Source organism: Paenibacillus sp. CR_12 (genome assembly GCF_041953985.1).
Taxonomy (GTDB): domain Bacteria; phylum Bacillota; class Bacilli; order Paenibacillales; family Paenibacillaceae; genus Paenibacillus_AQ; species Paenibacillus_AQ lautus_A.
Map to the genome: position 1 here is coordinate 378,288 of NZ_JAVFHO010000006.1, position 15,169 is coordinate 393,456.

14 protein-coding genes are annotated in these 15,169 nt (G+C 54.3%); 3 read left to right on the forward strand and 11 right to left on the reverse strand.

Annotated features, from left to right (window positions below):
* Positions 1-22 precede the first annotated feature (22 nt).
* The 4 genes from RB297_RS23305 to RB297_RS23320 all read right to left on the reverse strand — a co-directional run bounded on the left by RB297_RS23305 (position 23) and on the right by RB297_RS23320 (position 4,714).
* Positions 23-1,339, reverse strand: a complete 1,317-nt coding sequence (locus RB297_RS23305) for a 6-phospho-beta-glucosidase (protein WP_375121564.1) — start codon at positions 1,337-1,339, stop codon at positions 23-25.
* Between the two features lie 75 nt (positions 1,340-1,414).
* Entirely contained in the window at positions 1,415-2,398 is a 984-nt protein-coding gene (locus RB297_RS23310) for an N-acetylglucosamine kinase (protein ID WP_096775723.1), read from the reverse strand.
* A 109-nt stretch (positions 2,399-2,507) separates the two neighbouring features.
* Positions 2,508-3,404, reverse strand: a complete 897-nt coding sequence (locus tag RB297_RS23315) for an AraC family transcriptional regulator (RefSeq protein ID WP_096775722.1) — start codon at positions 3,402-3,404, stop codon at positions 2,508-2,510.
* 233 nt (positions 3,405-3,637) lie between these two features.
* Entirely contained in the window at positions 3,638-4,714 is a 1,077-nt protein-coding gene (locus tag RB297_RS23320) for a branched-chain amino acid aminotransferase (RefSeq protein WP_015737922.1), read from the reverse strand.
* Between the two features lie 123 nt (positions 4,715-4,837).
* On the opposite strand from RB297_RS23320, the gene RB297_RS23325 reads away from it, so the two are divergent.
* Positions 4,838-5,728, forward strand: a complete 891-nt coding sequence (locus RB297_RS23325) for a LysR family transcriptional regulator (protein ID WP_096775721.1) — start codon at positions 4,838-4,840, stop codon at positions 5,726-5,728.
* 61 nt (positions 5,729-5,789) lie between these two features.
* Here the strand turns inward: RB297_RS23325 and RB297_RS23330 are convergent, their stop codons facing one another.
* The 6 genes from RB297_RS23330 to rlmN form a co-directional block, all read right to left on the reverse strand.
* The gene (locus tag RB297_RS23330; RefSeq protein WP_375121565.1) at positions 5,790-6,608 is read right to left on the reverse strand and encodes a GNAT family N-acetyltransferase; all 819 of its coding nucleotides are present in this window, start codon (positions 6,606-6,608) and stop codon (positions 5,790-5,792) included.
* 450 nt (positions 6,609-7,058) lie between these two features.
* A complete protein-coding gene (locus RB297_RS23335) occupies positions 7,059-7,595 on the reverse strand; it encodes a GNAT family N-acetyltransferase (RefSeq protein ID WP_375121566.1) in 537 nt (178 codons plus the stop codon).
* 297 nt (positions 7,596-7,892) lie between these two features.
* On the reverse strand, positions 7,893-8,834 hold the full coding sequence (mphI, locus tag RB297_RS23340; RefSeq protein WP_375121567.1) for a macrolide 2'-phosphotransferase MphI: 942 nt from the start codon (positions 8,832-8,834) through the stop codon (positions 7,893-7,895).
* A 505-nt stretch (positions 8,835-9,339) separates the two neighbouring features.
* Entirely contained in the window at positions 9,340-9,633 is a 294-nt protein-coding gene (locus RB297_RS23345) for a DUF6509 family protein (RefSeq protein ID WP_009592692.1), read from the reverse strand.
* A 269-nt stretch (positions 9,634-9,902) separates the two neighbouring features.
* Positions 9,903-10,373: a hypothetical protein gene (locus RB297_RS23350; protein ID WP_015737927.1), complete on the reverse strand. Its 471-nt coding sequence runs from the start codon at positions 10,371-10,373 to the stop codon at positions 9,903-9,905.
* Positions 10,374-10,524: 151 nt separating this feature from the next.
* A complete protein-coding gene (rlmN, locus tag RB297_RS23355) occupies positions 10,525-11,586 on the reverse strand; it encodes a dual-specificity RNA methyltransferase RlmN (RefSeq protein ID WP_375121568.1) in 1,062 nt (353 codons plus the stop codon).
* Between the two features lie 313 nt (positions 11,587-11,899).
* Here rlmN and RB297_RS23360 point away from each other — a divergent pair, with 313 nt between their 5' ends.
* Both RB297_RS23360 and RB297_RS23365 read left to right on the forward strand, forming a co-directional pair.
* Positions 11,900-13,381: an NAD(P)/FAD-dependent oxidoreductase gene (locus RB297_RS23360; RefSeq protein WP_375121569.1), complete on the forward strand. Its 1,482-nt coding sequence runs from the start codon at positions 11,900-11,902 to the stop codon at positions 13,379-13,381.
* 59 nt (positions 13,382-13,440) lie between these two features.
* Positions 13,441-14,046 (forward strand): TetR/AcrR family transcriptional regulator, encoded by a 606-nt coding sequence (locus RB297_RS23365; RefSeq protein WP_096775714.1) that lies wholly within the window; start codon positions 13,441-13,443, stop codon positions 14,044-14,046.
* A 90-nt stretch (positions 14,047-14,136) separates the two neighbouring features.
* Here the strand turns inward: RB297_RS23365 and RB297_RS23370 are convergent, their stop codons facing one another.
* A complete protein-coding gene (locus RB297_RS23370) occupies positions 14,137-15,096 on the reverse strand; it encodes a metallophosphoesterase family protein (protein WP_375121570.1) in 960 nt (319 codons plus the stop codon).
* Between the last annotated feature and the right edge of the window lie 73 nt (positions 15,097-15,169).

The following is a 15,169-nucleotide window of genomic DNA, read 5'->3' on the forward strand; positions in this document are numbered from 1 at the left end:
GCACGTTTGATTTCATTCCGCCTTACAGCACAGCCTCCGGCTTAAAAAAAGCCGGCAAGTACTTTTTGTTCACCTCCAGCATTTCATCGAGCAGCTGCTTCGCTACGGTCACGGACGGCACCAGCGGATGATGCACCAGCGCCTGCAGCGCAATGCCGCGATCACCGGTAATGGCAGCTTCGATCGTCAATTGTTCGTACACTTTCACCGCATGCATCAGTCCCTTCACATGGGAAGGAACCTTTTGCGGCGCCAACGGTATTGGCCCTTGGCCCGTAACCACGCAGTTGATCTCGATGCTGGCATCCGCAGGCAGGAAGTCGTAGATATTGCCGTTTGCGACATTCAATGTCTGGATATCATGGCGGTCATTATAAATGGACGTCATCAGGTTGACGGCCGCTTCGGAATAATATGCGCCGCCGCGCTGCTCCAGCTGCTTCGGCTTCACGGCCAAATTCTCGTCCTTGTAGAGCTCGAACAGCTCCTCCTCTACCCGGCTGACCACGTCCGCCCGGGTTCCGTCCTTCTCCAGCGAGGCCTTCATGTCCGCGAACATCGTATCGGTCATGTAGAAATATTTAAGATAATAGGTCGGAATCGCCCCAAGCGAACGGATAAAATCCGCGTCCCAGCCGAAGGTCGGCACGTTCTTCGCCGTATACGATTTCCCGCCGTCCAGCAGCTCCGGCATTTTCTCTTCGCCGTTGACGATCGCCGACGTCACCCAATGGAGATGGTTGATCCCGACAAACTCGGCCAGAACGTCCCTCTCCGACACGCCGTACTCCGCCGCCAGGAACTTCTGAAAGTTAATCGGGGAGTTGCACAGACCGACGGATTTGACCTTGCTGTGCTTCGCAACCGCCTCGGTGACGATGCCTGCCGGATTCGTGAAGTTCAGCATCCACGCATTCGGTGCCAGCTCTTCGATATCGCGGCAAATGTCCAGAATCACCGGTACCGTTCGCAGCGCCTTCAGCATGCCTCCCGGACCCGTCGTCTCCTGGCCGATGACGCCGTGTTTAATCGGAATATGCTCATCCTGCTTGCGTGCCGCCAGCAAGCCGACGCGCATCTGGGTCGTCACGAAATCGGCACCCGCAATCGCCTGCCTCCGATCCAGCGTCAGGTGAACCTCGATCGGCAGACCCGATTCCTTGACCATGCGTTTGGCCAAATTGCCCACGATCTCCAGCTTATGCTTACCTTCTTCAATATCAACGAACCATAGTTCGCGAATCGGCATTTGCTCATAATTGCGAATGAAACCTTCTACAATTTCCGGGGTATAGGAGGAACCTCCCCCGATGACCGCTATCTTCAATCCTGCTGCCACGTTAATCGCCTCCAAGGTATGATATCAATCCGTTTCGATCCGGATCTATTGCGCTCTTTTACCACAATCTGCTGATCAGACTGTGGTTGCCTGCTCAAACGTAAATGCTTTCAGTTTGGCCTCCGTCTCAACATCAACGGCATGACCGTCGGCATCCATCGCGCACAGCAGCGCGCCGGAAACCGGATCGGATGTCAGCCTTACGCAGGATGCATGGGGTGCCCGGACCGCAACGATCCGTTCGATTGCATCCGTCAGGATCGAGCTGTTCGGCCTGTTCAGCACGCTGCCGATGTAAACGATGTCGAAGGCTTCGTCCGCCATGTCCAGCCGCCGGATCAGCGTGCATACCGCATTGGCCAGCTCCTCGCCTTCGTTCTCGAGAATCCAGGTAGCCACCTCGTCGCCCGCTTCAGCCGCCTGAAACAGCGTCTTCACCAGACTTGGCGGAACCTTCGTCCTGCCGTAGAGGACATCCTCATACATCGGTTCGACGGACGTATATCCCATCTGCTCCAGAACGAGCGACGTCAACAAGGTTGCCGGTCCCCGCTCATCCCAGGCTCGAATAACCGCCCGGAAGGCCAGGGTTGCAAACCCTGATCCGCCTGCATATCCATCTCCGTACAAGAAACCGAAGCCGCCATACTGCAGCTCTTCCCCCGCACGGTTACGGGCGGCGCTGTTGAAGCCCGTACCGCAGATCAATGCGGCGCCATACGGACGGCTCGTTCCCGCCCTCATCCCGATGATGGTATCGCATGCGATAGCATGTCTCGGATATCCGAGCGCCCCGATCATCGGGCGCAGGATCTCGTAATCGGCTTCCCGATCGGCTCCGGCCAGGCCGAAATAGGCATAACTGATATCTTCCTTGGCAGCTCCAGCCTCTTGAAGCGCCCGGTTGCAGGCCTCCTCAATGTTACGGGCCGCATGCTCACGGTGAATTTGGTGATTGCCGTTGCCGGACGCTCCCTTGCCAAGGATGTTCCCTTGTTCATCGCAGATGACGGCGTGTGTTTTGCTGCCGCCGGCATCCACACCCAGATACAAACTCATGGACTTCACTCCTACCCGCCTAACGGCGGCGTCATGTGGTGGTATATGTTTAAGATACCGCTTCCACAGGTTGCCATCTACTGTTATACGATCAAGGAGTGATACTATCTTACTGTTTCTTGGAACTCGTGGCGGAGGGGATCATGGGACTGCCTGCATAAGCGCGCTCCCGGATCTCGCTTGGCGAAGACCCGACATGCTGCTTGAACAGACGATTGAAATTGGACAGATTCCGGAACCCGCAGGTTTCCGCGATCTCGATAATCTTCTGGTCCGTCGTCTCCAGCAGGTGCACCGCATGGGTCAAGCGCAGCTGAATCAGATAATGATGCGGTGAGGTTCCGACCGCCTGCTGGAACAGGGCGCTGAACCGGGAAGGGCTCAGATGCGTTAAATCCGACAGCTCCTGCAGCGTCCAGCCGTAGTCAAGATGAAGCTCCATCGTGCGCAGGACTTCTTTTAACGCGTGCATCCCCCTGCCCTTGATCGGCCTGTGCTCCTGAGCCGGAGACGACAGATGACGGTTCGCCAAGCTCAGGAAACGAATGAGATCCGAACGGATCAGGCTCATATAAGAGGTCCCCCGGGCTTCATACTCCTCCATCATGCGCCGAAGCAGCCGGGCCAGTTCATCGTGCACCGGAGATTGCCTGTCTACGTTTCCGAGCGAGCGGAAGGGAGCCATCAGGTCCGGATCGAACTTGAGATCGATGGACAGCAGGGAAGGCTCGAACATAATGACGTCCATGACCAGGTTCTCGGTCTCATACGCGCGGTGCAAATCATTGCTGTTGATGAATATGATATCCCCCTGCCGAAACGGGAGCTTCATCCCGTTGATCAGAATAAAACCGGTTCCGCCTTGAATATAGTTAAGCTCCAACGCATGATGCCAATGCAGGCGCTGGGCTCCGGCGAATATGCCGTGCGTGGTCGACGCGGTAAACGGAAAGGCAGCGTTCGTAAAATCTATGGCGTCCGGAACGACGCTTTGCGGACGATTCACTTCAATTGCACCTCCATGCCTCGTAAATAACGTGTCAACGATGTACTCACATCGTAACATGAGCGCCTCTCTTAAGAAAAACATGGATCGACGTTTACGCTCATATGATAAACCGCAAGCTGCGGGGCCTTTCTTGGCGAGATCGAAGGTAAACCACGGAAACCTTATTCTTGCCCGTGAAAAAAAAAAGGACCCGCCCCCAAGTATGCCTGGGGCGGATCCTTACAGGTGCATTAAGATAATGGAAGTTCAACCGTCCAGCCGAACGGATCCTCAACGGTTCCGAGCTGGATGCCCGTGATGGCATCATAAACGCGTTTGGAAAGCTCGCCGGTCGCTCCCTCGCCAATCACCAATTGCTCCTCCTGCCATTCCAGTGAACCGATCGGCGATATCACCGCTGCCGTGCCGGTGCCGAAAGCCTCGGTCAACAAGCCGCTGCGGTGAGCCTCCACGATTTCATCGATGGAAAGGGCCCGCTCCTCCACGGGGATGTTCCAATGCTGCAGCAGCTGGATGACGGAGTTCCGGGTAACCCCATCCAGGATGCTTCCGTTCAGCGCAGGCGTTATCACCTTATCGCCGATCTTGAAGAACACGTTCATGCTGCCGACTTCCTCGATATATTTGCGGTGCACGCCATCGAGCCACAGCACCTGCGAATATCCTTTTAGGGTGGCTTCATCCTGCGCCTTCAAACCTGCCGCATAGTTGCCGGCCGTCTTGGCATTGCCCACGCCCCCGGCAACGGCACGCACGTATTTCGGCTCCACGTAGATGCTGACCGGATTGATGCCTTCCGCATAATACGAACCGACCACCGACAGGATGATCATGAACTTGTATTGCAGCGACGGCGCTACGCCGAGCACGGGCTCGGTTGCGATGACAAACGGACGGATATAGAGCGATGTGCCCGGCTCGGAAGGAATCCAGTCGCGATCCACGAGCACGAGCTGCTTGAGCGCTTCCATCACAAGCCCTTCGTCCAATGTCGGAATGCTCAGGCGCTGGTTGGACAGGTTCAGCCGCTGAATATTTTTGTTCGGACGGAACATGAGGATCCGCTGATCTTCCGTCAGGTAAGCCTTCAAGCCTTCGAATACGGTCTGGCCGTAGTGAAATACTTTGGCGGCAGGATCAAGCTCGATCGGCTGGTACGGGACGACGCGCGGGTCGTGCCAGCCTTTGCCGGCATCGTAGTCCAGAATAAACATATGATCCGTAAATACCGTGCCGAAAGCCTGTTTATGATGGCTCGGCTTCTCCTTCGGGGTGGTCGTTAATTCCACGGATATCGCGTAAGTCATGTGCACACATCTCCTTATTTTGCAAACGTTATTAGTTGAATCATATCAATCGATGCCCTATATTAAAAATATCTGATTTATAGGGATACCATACCTTTAAGGTATGGAGAGGAGGTATGAAAAATGGACATTCGGCAGCTGCGTTATTTCCTGACGATCGCCCAGGAAGGACAGATCACGCGTGCGGCTAAACAGCTTAACATGGAGCAGCCTCCATTAAGCCGTCAGCTGAAGCTGATGGAGGAAGAACTCGGCGTCCTACTGTTTGAACGCAGCGGCAAGCAGCTTCAGCTCACCCATGCAGGCGAGCTGCTGCAGAGCAGGGCCGCCTCCCTGCTGAACCAGTTCAATGAAACGCTGACCGAGGTGAAAGAGATCCACGCGGGAGTCCGCGGCATGCTCTCCATCGGTGCCGTCGTCTCCTGCATTTCGCTCCTGCCTCAGCGCATCCATATCTTCCGGCAGCAATATCCCGAGGTCACCTTCAAGATTCGGGAAGGCGACCACTCCCTGCTGGCCGATCAGCTCGACAAGCGTAATATCGAGCTCGCAGTGACCCGGCTTCCGTTCGAATCCAGCTTCGGGCCCGAGCGTTATGCCGTTCAGCCCCTGCCCTCCGACCCGTTCGTCGCGGTCATTCCAAGCAGCTGGGAGAGCATTGCCTCCCATTCGGAAATCTCGATGCGCGAGCTGGCGGAATATCCGTTCCTGTCCTTAAAAACCGATCAGACGATCGGGATGCATGAGCGGGTCATTCAAGAATTCAAACGTGGCGAGCTTGAGCCGCGCGTCATATGCGAATGCTCCAGCGTTGCCATTATCGTCGCTTTGGTAGCCGAAGGCATTGGCGCCACCATTTTGCCCGAGTCGGTCATGTCCTCCTTCGCGATTCCTAACATCCGGACGCTGTCCATTACAAGCGCTGATTTCCAATCGGACGTGGGCATTGTTTGGCTCAGGGATCATGTCCTGTCCAATCGGGCCCGGCATTTTTTAGCTACCTTTATAGAATAACACTTGTTGAGGCCCCTCGTCTTCCCCAGCTTTGTCCAAGCCTTGCCGCATCGGGTCTTCGTTATCCATTGTGGACAAACTTGAGGTCGCTAATCGTCCCGCATCGGGTAAATCCGATATGTTGATACAGCCGGTTGGAGTCCGGGTTGGCCTGGTCGGCGTACAGCATGGGAACCAATCCTTCCTGCAGCAGGATAGATCCAAGGTCTGCAACCAATGCGCTGGCATACCCTTTTTTTCGTTCCTCCTTGGGCGTGTACACCGCGTTGATGCGGCCGTGCCTTGGCGACCGGTGCGCAATGTTGGCCATCGACACCGTGTGGCCGCCGGCCATCCATACATATAACCCGCCCTGCTGAATGAGTCGTTGGGCGGTCTCGACCTGGCTTGCCGCATTCGCTCGGACCCCATAAGCATCCTCCGAGAATCCGACCAGAAACCGGGCCACCTGCTGCGTATCTTCCTTAGCGGCCCGTCTGAACCTCCCCTCGACGCCTAAAGGGCTCTTGACGGCGGGGGCATGGTAAGACTCCATCGTCATCTGATGACGGTAGGCCCCATGGCGCTCCTCTGCGTAGCAGCTGGCGAACTGCTCGGCCACGCCCGGTTCTCCCGTTACGCCCGGCAGGGCTGCTTCCCCCAGCTCGCTGACCAATTCTCGAAGCAGAAGCTGCCGCCGATCCATGGCAACGTCCCGGGATATCCATAACCAGGCGTTCCCGCGGGGCGACTGCGCATAGATCATGCGTCCGTCCGGCGATTTCAGGCCTATGCGCTGCGGCGACCCCGCAATGAGATGGATCAGGTTGTACGATACCTCATCCCGAATAAATTCTTCCCGGCACAGCGCCTCGTCCTGTGGCATCAGCTTCGTTAACATGATTCATCCCTCTCTCTTCCCATGATCTTTCCCTGCCGACCCAAGTGGTGGACCGATCGGCACGGCCCCGCCGCCTTTTGGCGTCTCCGGGATCCCAGAGAACACAAAAAAGCCCCGTCCCCTGTAGGGACGGAGCCTTGTCTCCGCGTTACCACCCTGATTCGTGCCGGCTAGCCGGGCACGCACTCTTGTCATCATCCATCAATGATGCCCCATGGTAACGGCTGGGTAAACCCGGATACGCCTCAACATAAATCGGCGGATCTGCTCCGAGGTGATGGCCAATTCATCGCCGCTGACTGCTTCGCACCGCCCAGCAGTTCTCTGATTCAGCGTCCTTTGCGATCTTGGCGTCCTCATCCAAGCATTTTCCGAAAAATTTAACTCAGTTTATCCCGGCATCATCCGGCTGTCAAGCCCTATTCCAACTAGGATGCTTAAGTCCCCGTCTTATTTGTTATTAAAACGGAAGACCAGCATATCCCCCTTCTCCGGATGGACGCCATCATGCTCCGTATACCGTCCGCCCGTGTACGTGTTTAACGTTTTGCGCCAAAAAATCTGGGTGCTCATATTGCGCTCGGTCGGATTCGTCTGAAGCTCCCATGCGCCTTGGAACTGATCGAACACAAGCTCAGCCGCTCGTTGGGCTACACCTTGTCTTCGAAAAGTCCGAAGCACAAAAAAATCATTCAAGTAGTACTGGATATTCGGCGATGGAATATAGGGCGTGGTCGCCACCAGGGCCAACCCTGCCGCAATGCCATCTACGGATATCAGATAAGGAAAAAGAACCGACGGCTGCTCCCACCACACATCGAGCTGCTTGCTCTGCTCGCTTAAGGTCGGCACATCCTCTTTTTCAAATACACCGAATTGGTTAGGACGGACCCCCCATATCTCAGCAATGTCATGCAAGTACAGCGGATATATGTTATGCAGAATAAATGACTGTTCCTTCGGGCATAAACGTACCTCAATATTCACGGTCAATCCCTCCTTAATGAATGATGTATGTAAGTTTAGTATGTCTAGGATAACATATTTACTCTTCCAAGAGGTTTACAGGTATGTAAATTGCGTTACGAAATGGAGTAAAATACGTTAAACCTACTCCTTATTTCACCACGATTTCATTATATGTCCTACGGCTCATCCAAAATTATGTTGAATTCTGTTATTTATATCATGCAAAGAGCCAACCGAATGTATGCGTCGGTTGGCTCCTTAATTTCTGCGGAATCAGGGTGGATCGGATCGGGCACCTCGCCCGTCCCCGTCCTCTTAATTCGAACCAGCTTGCTCCGTCAAGCCCAGCGCATTCCGCGCCATCGTCATATATTCTTCCTGACCCGTAAGGAGCGCGAACTGGGCGATCAGCACGGGATAAGCCGCATGCTGCTCGACAATATGGTCGAACATGCGCGGCCATACCGTTCCTCCCGCTTGTTCATACCGATCCAACAGGACACGAAGATTAGGCTCGCCGTATATGGCGTAATACAGCACGAAATCTTTGGCGGGACTGGCTACCTCCGACTCCGTCCAATCCAGCAGCCCGGTAACCCGCACGCGCTCATCAATCAGGATATGCGGCGGATGAAGATCTCCGTGGATCAGCGCGGAATGCGTTGGCCAGTAAGAATCGTCTCCCAGCCACTTCTGCCACCTCTCCCAGAGCGTTTCGGAAACGCCTAGGCGGTCCTTGATGTCGTCCATGTTTCGGGCAGTCTCCTCGCGAACTTCTTGGGGGCTTTTTACCCGCAGGCCTGCGGCTCGGGCTGCATCGTGGTCGATTCCGTGCAGGGCGACCAGTGCCTCAGCCAGGGAGTGAACGAACGGCTCACCCGGATTCTCGGCATCCATATTAAATGCATATCCTTCCATGCTGACGGAAGCGGCAGGCTGCCCGCCGAGCAACGGGTAGGCGATGAGCTCCGGCGTATATATGCGCCAATCCGGCACGTCGACCGGCAGATGGGACTGGATCAGCTTCAGGACCCGCGCCTCATTATCCGCCCTGTCCAGCACATCCGTTCTTCTCGGCTTCCGCAGGATCCACCTTGCCCCGGTCTTGGCCTCCTCCGCAAATCCAACGAGAAAGTCCATCCCGGATTCATTCATCTCAATGCCTTCGGGATTCAAATCCACCCCGTGCTTACCGGCTATCTCCAGCATCTCTTGGATCACTTGCGTATAATCGTCATTGGGCTTAGCTATTGTCATAAGGAATCCATCCCTTCCATATTTCATTGATATCGTAATAGGCCGTTATCACAACAAAAAAGCACAGGCAACGAGCTGCCTGTGCTGGGTAACCGAAACGGGACCTTACCGTCCACCGTTCCTGGAAATGCCTACTCGAATACACGTTCAAATATGGGAAGGTGAAGACACCTCTTATCCCGCACATGAAAAAACATGCACTCCTATAGACATATCATAAAAATGGGTTGCGTAAAAATGACGGACCCATCCCGATTACCCTGCAACTGTGCAGGTCTCTTTAGCGCTATTTCATTAGCCGCGAAAAGATCTCAATCGGGAATAATCCAACATACGTAACCCTCCGTTCATCCTAAGTTGTGTATAACTTTACCAAAACCACGAAATCTTTGCAAGAACTTCTTGAGCAGTTTGCTGCCTTTTTAAGGCGACGCATAACACGCAAGTTCACACGGGATGAGCAATGAAGCCCTCAATGACGCTTTTCTAACCGCATCATCATGCCTTAGGCTTCTTCCTGCAAATGCTCCCTGCAAAAAGCCGTGAGTTCTTCCTCTTCCTCGGGCTCCATATCAAAATCCAGATACTGATCCGTTGTGCGCTCATAGAAATCGTATTTGACGATACGCGAAGCATCCTCATCATCCAGGTAGATCACTCGCAGGTAGACGCCATGCTCCGAATAGAGCTCGTCATCCTCCGGCACGTCCAAATCGCATACAAACTCAAAGCGTTTGCCGGTCAGGATTCCAAACGGGTCCTTCACCAGCTCGACGCTGTATTCTTTGATCGTTAACATATTCCCACCCTTTCTATCACTCTGCTTATTATACACAAGAGGGCGCCCATCCTTACACTCTTTCTATTTGCTCAAAGGCTGCCTCTGCCGGAAAAATCAGCGCCGTTCCCCAATTTACGATTCTATCAGCGCATACCTTTAACGAGCCGCACCGAACTCACTTACGGTAAAAAAGAAGACCACCAAAGAAGAGCAGTATTAAGAAGACAAAATGACCCTCGCAGGGGTCATTTTGCTGATTCGGGTTATAAAAATATCCCTGAAGCCGATCACTTGCCGTCCTCTTGACCGGTCCGTTCCTTCCCCTTCGCGGTTGCGGCGAACGATCGGGTCATCGTCTTGATCAGCTCCGCTTTGCGGTAACGCAAGGCGGACCAATCCTCGTCGATGGCGATCTGCCGAACGGGCTCATAGCCTTCGTCGGCAAGGATGCCCGTAACGCTCTCCCGGCTGCAATCGGAGTTCTTGTACGTCTTGGACGTTTTCTTGGGGTAACACAGCCAGAGCAGGCCGTTATCTGCCACGGAGCCGGCTGCAATCTCGGCCAGCCGCCGTAATTCTTCATTGCTTGTCCCAAAGGCCTGCACGAAGTCGTAAGGTGCTTGCACAGGCTCCGTATGAACATCTCCCTGCAGGGAACTGATGACCTCTTGATAGGCCTGCGGTGCGTTAAGCATCAGAACCGGCTGGCCGAGGTCCTTGTACTGCAGCTTTTTGATGATTGGATGAATCTCCGGCATTTCTGCTCATTCCTCTCGCGATGGATTCGTATAGGCCACCTACCTGCCCCAATTTAAGAAGAGCATACCCATACGAATGGATACGCCCTTACTTCTCGGCAACCCATGGTGCGTTGGTAATGCCTCCAAGGGGATGCCCGTTGCCTGCTTGTTACTGAGCCTTCTTGATCTGCTTGCTGCGCAGCTGTCCGCAGGCTGCGTCGATATCCGTGCCATGCTCCAGCCGCACGCTGCAGCTGATGCCCTGTTTCTTTAAGGTATCGTAAAATGCGGTGATCGATTCTTTGGTGCTGCGCTGGTACTGGCTGTGCTCATCCACCGGGTTGTACGGAATGAGGTTCACGTTCGCCAGATTGCGGCGCTCGCCCACGAGCTCGGCCAGCTCGAGCGCATGCTCCCGCTGATCGTTCACATCCTTCAGCAGAATGTACTCCAGCGTGATGCGGCGATTCGTTTTTTCCAAATAGTAATCAATCGCTGCCATCAGCTTCTCGATCGGAATCGCTTTGTTGATCTTCATGATGCGGGTCCGGATCTCGTCGTTCGGCGCATGCAGGGAAATGGCGAGGTTCACGCCCAGATCGCTGTCCGCGAACTCGACGATTTTGTTAGCCAGCCCGCTGGTCGATACCGTAATATGACGCGGGCCAATCGCAAGCCCTTTATGATCCTTGATCACGCGAATGAAATCTGACATGTTCTCATAATTGTCAAAAGGCTCCCCGATCCCCATTACGACGAGATGGCTGACCCGCTCGCTGCTGCCTCTCCGATCCAAGTGAAGCTGAACCTGCATGACCTGCTCCACGATTTCCGCTGCGGACAAATCCCGGCTCTTCTTCAGCAACCCGCTGGCACAGAAGCTGCAGCCGATATTGCACCCGACCTGTGTGGTCACGCACACCGACAATCCGAATTTATGCCGCATCAATACGGTCTCAATCAGGTTGCCGTCCACCAGCTTGAACAGAAACTTAACCGTGCCGTCCAGAGACTCCTGCTTGGTATGCTCTTCCAAGGTCAGGATCGTATAATGTTCCTCGAGCAGCTGCAGACATTCCGGATGCACATCCGTCATATCGGAAAAAGACGTTACCCGCTTCCGATACAGCCATTCCCACACCTGCGTTGCCCGAAATTTTTTATGTCCACGCTCGCCTAGATAAGACGTCAACTGATCTAATGTTAATCCATAAATGGATGGTTTGTTCATTGATTGGTCCTCTTTCTATTCATAGTCCACTCCTTATTGTCCCAAAATTCCGAGGGGAACACAAGGGGAGTTATAGGCAATTCACGCTTCTTTGACACAAAACGGGATTGACATATCCAGGAAATCCCTTTATCTTATTATTGACTGACTTAATCAATCATAATTTAGGGAGACGGAAAGAACTACAACTTCCCCTTAGGGAGCTCACTCCCAGTCAGTCCGTCACCTTCGTCCAAATCAGAAAATCAGAAAACCAGATTGTTTTTTTGTTTAAGATTGACTGATTAAATCAATCTACATTGGAGGTAATCAAATGGATTCCAAAGGAAAAGCGCTGATTCTTGGTGGAGGCATAGCCGGACTATTCGCCGCCAACGTGTTATCGAGGCATTATGAGGAGGTGGTCATCGCCGATCGGGATGAATTTCCCGCAGGTCCGGAGAATCGAGCCGGTACGCCGCAGGCTTATCATCCCCACCGTTTTCTTGAACGCGGCAAAATGATCGTTGAACGATGGTTCCCCGGCATAACCGAGGAACTGCTTCAGCAGGGTGCTCACCCCCGAGCGCAAAAGTCCGTTAAAATGACCAACCGTTTCGGCACGCTGGAACTGCCCGATGAGCCTAATGCGGGATGCAGCCGATCCCTGCTGGAGTGGACCCTTCGCAACAGAGTGGCTACACTGCCAAACGTTACTCTCTTACCGAAACTGACGGCGCAACAATTGCTGTTTGACGCCGGCAAGAAGGCCGTTACCGGCGTTGTGTTCCGGGACAGGAACGTCAAGGAGCCGGCGCTCCTTCATATGAATGCGGATATCGTCGTGGATGCAAGCGGTCGCGGGTCCAAGCTGGCTGATTGGCTGCAGGACCTCGGTTACGCGATACCGGAGGCTGAACGGCTGCACATCTCTCTCGGCTACAGCACGCGGCATTATAAGGTGCCTGAGGAAATCCATGCGGCGTGGAGCACCATCGTGAACGAAGGAGACCCCGCTCTCGGCATCGGCACGGCCGTCTTCAATCCGATCGAGAATCAGCTTGCGGAGATCGTGCTGTATCGAGCGGGAGGGGCATCTTATCCGACAACCGAAAGCGACCTGTACAATCAGGAAGCCCAAGATCTATTCGGACCCGCCATCGGAAACTTGCTTGAGCAGCTGGAGCCTGTCTCGAGTCCGCGAGGCTACCGGATCGAAGAGTGCGTGAGACAGCATTTCGAGGAGATGGAGGACTGGCCCTCCGGTCTTCTAGTGCTTGGCGATGCCTTCTGCAGCTTCGATCCGATATTCGGCCAAGGCATGACGGTGGCGGCTATCCAGGCAGACACGCTGGACCGCTGCTTGCAGTCTAAGCAGGAAGGAGTCCTGCTTGAACAGGGATTCGAGCGTTCGGCACTTCAGGAGATTCAATCCGCCATAGAACCTGCATGGTGGCTTAGTGCAGCGGCCGATCTAAGATGGGCAGGCGTGAAATACGAAGGCCGACTGTCCGCCCAAGGGTTTTCTTTTGCCCAGAGGCTGTTCGACATATGCCAGGAACTGGCTTACAGCCACCACGACATGGCCGTATTTGAGCAGTACATGATGGTCACCGGCCTGTTCGCTTCGCCTAATGATCTGTTTAATGCTAAAAGCATCGCCGCCATCGTGAATGCGGATTGTTCCGGACAGGGCAACGCTTGGCTCCATCAAGTGCTGGAAGAGGCCGGCATGCCGCTGGAGGAGCTATTGGAGCAGATCATCCCCGCTTTTAATACGGAATTCCTGCCTTTAACCATGGGATTGCCCGAATAATCCAAATGCGTTATTGTGGATATCAGCAAGAGAATACCATGGTGAGGGATTGACAAGAAATGGCCCCGTTAAATGAAGAACAACTGCATCAAATACGCGACGAACGAAAAGAACAAATCATGCGAGCAGCCATCAAAGTATTCTCAAAAAGAGGTATTTTCGGAACCAAAATGAGCATGATCGCCGGCGAAGCCGGGGTCAGTCACGGCCTGCTTTATCATTACTTCAAGTCCAAAGACGAGTTGTTCATTACGCTCGTACAATGGTCAATGGATGAGGCACGGCACGCGCTCTCCGACATCTATGACGTGCCCGGTACCCCTCTTGAGAAAATTACATTGCTGACCTCCATGATTCTTCAAGAGGACGATAATTCGCACTTCATGCTGATTCAGCAAGCACGCACTTCGGATGGCGTGCCGGAAGAGGCCAAACGGATTATCGAGAGCTATTCCATCCATGCCTTCGTGGATCAGCTCATGCCGCTGTTCGAAGCCGGACAGCAGGCAGGAGAGATCGCGGCTGGCGATCTGAGAGAACTGGCGGCCTGTTATTTATCCGTGCTGTCGGGATTAATGACGCTGAAATCCCAGGAGGATCCGAGCTATGCGCCTCCTAGAGCGGAGCTGCTGCTGCGCATGCTTACGAACGGACAGGGAAAATAACGCAAACAAACACACCTCTCATGAAGTGGTCGGGTTCATAACCGCCATGTTCATAAGAGGTGTGTTTGTTACTGCCGTGCGCGTTGTGTATCAGTCAGACGTCCCTGGTTCATGCTTCTCCTGCTCCCGGATCTGCGAGCCGTCGCTCAGCGTGATCCAGGTGTCGAACTGCCGCTGTCCTTCATGCAGGCGAATGACCCTTGCCCCCCGGAGCATGCCTTCGCGGCCATATGTGCCATACCCGGTCGCTCTGCCGTAGCAGAGGCGGATGCCGTGCAGTTCGCCCCAATAATCATTGATGTGATCATGTCCTGCGAACGTGCCCATCACATCCCCTTGCTCGAGCATCGCCGCGAACAGCCCGGTATTCACCTCCGGGCAACACACCCTCTCAAACTTGCTGCCATAACACGTCTTCCGCTCCCACACCTCGCGATACTCCGGCAGCGGGATATGGAAAAAAGCCAATGACGGCAGCGGGTTCCCCTGATGCTTGGCGCTGTATGCCCGGGACGCCATTTCATACCACCGGATCTGGTCGCGCCGGATCCAATCGTACCCCGGAACGGCAGGGTGTTCGGACTCTCTCCCTGAGTCGAAGAAGTACAAAACGGCCGCCGTCTCTTCCCCGTTGCTGCCGTATAAAGGCAGCGTATAATTCCCTACGCCATGAATATCCGGCGAGCCGTGCTCTGCGCAATTATAAGCGTGCTGCATGGCGACATCCATCAGCTCTTCGCGCGTGACCTCGCCCTCCGTATCGTGGTTCCCGAATACGAAGGCCCAGCGGATTCCGCGGGACTCCACCGCAGACACGGCATCCTTGAAGGCCTGCGCCGGATCCTGGCACTTTCTATAACCGGTGTCGGCTTCGCCGGAATAAATAAGATCGCCCGTAAACACCACCAGATCGGGCTGCTCCAGGTCGAGCACCGTCTCCATGCAGCGCCGGCTCATCTGATCCTCCGGCTCCCCATTCTTCCAATGAATATCTGTAAACTGCACGATCTTGAAGGTATGATCGTCTCCGAATCGAAGAATCGGCTTCATCGCACATTGCCTCCTTTTACTTGGACATGTGGTTTTCATGTTGGTTGTTGTGGTTTTATGTGTATATTAGAGG

Coding starts and splice junctions, on each gene's coding strand:
- RB297_RS23310 (WP_096775723.1), bottom strand. CDS start 2,398: ATGAGTTTGTATCTGGGTGTGGATGCCGGCGGCAGCAAAACACACGCC.
- RB297_RS23370 (WP_375121570.1), bottom strand. CDS start 15,096: ATGAAGCCGATTCTTCGATTCGGAGACGATCATACCTTCAAGATCGTG.
- RB297_RS23320 (WP_015737922.1), bottom strand. CDS start 4,714: ATGACTTACGCGATATCCGTGGAATTAACGACCACCCCGAAGGAGAAG.
- mphI (WP_375121567.1), bottom strand. CDS start 8,834: ATGACAATAGCTAAGCCCAATGACGATTATACGCAAGTGATCCAAGAG.
- RB297_RS23365 (WP_096775714.1), top strand. CDS start 13,441: ATGGCCCCGTTAAATGAAGAACAACTGCATCAAATACGCGACGAACGA.
- RB297_RS23325 (WP_096775721.1), top strand. CDS start 4,838: ATGGACATTCGGCAGCTGCGTTATTTCCTGACGATCGCCCAGGAAGGA.
- RB297_RS23330 (WP_375121565.1), bottom strand. CDS start 6,608: ATGTTAACGAAGCTGATGCCACAGGACGAGGCGCTGTGCCGGGAAGAA.
- RB297_RS23350 (WP_015737927.1), bottom strand. CDS start 10,373: ATGCCGGAGATTCATCCAATCATCAAAAAGCTGCAGTACAAGGACCTC.
- RB297_RS23360 (WP_375121569.1), top strand. CDS start 11,900: ATGGATTCCAAAGGAAAAGCGCTGATTCTTGGTGGAGGCATAGCCGGA.
- RB297_RS23345 (WP_009592692.1), bottom strand. CDS start 9,633: ATGTTAACGATCAAAGAATACAGCGTCGAGCTGGTGAAGGACCCGTTT.
- rlmN (WP_375121568.1), bottom strand. CDS start 11,586: ATGAACAAACCATCCATTTATGGATTAACATTAGATCAGTTGACGTCT.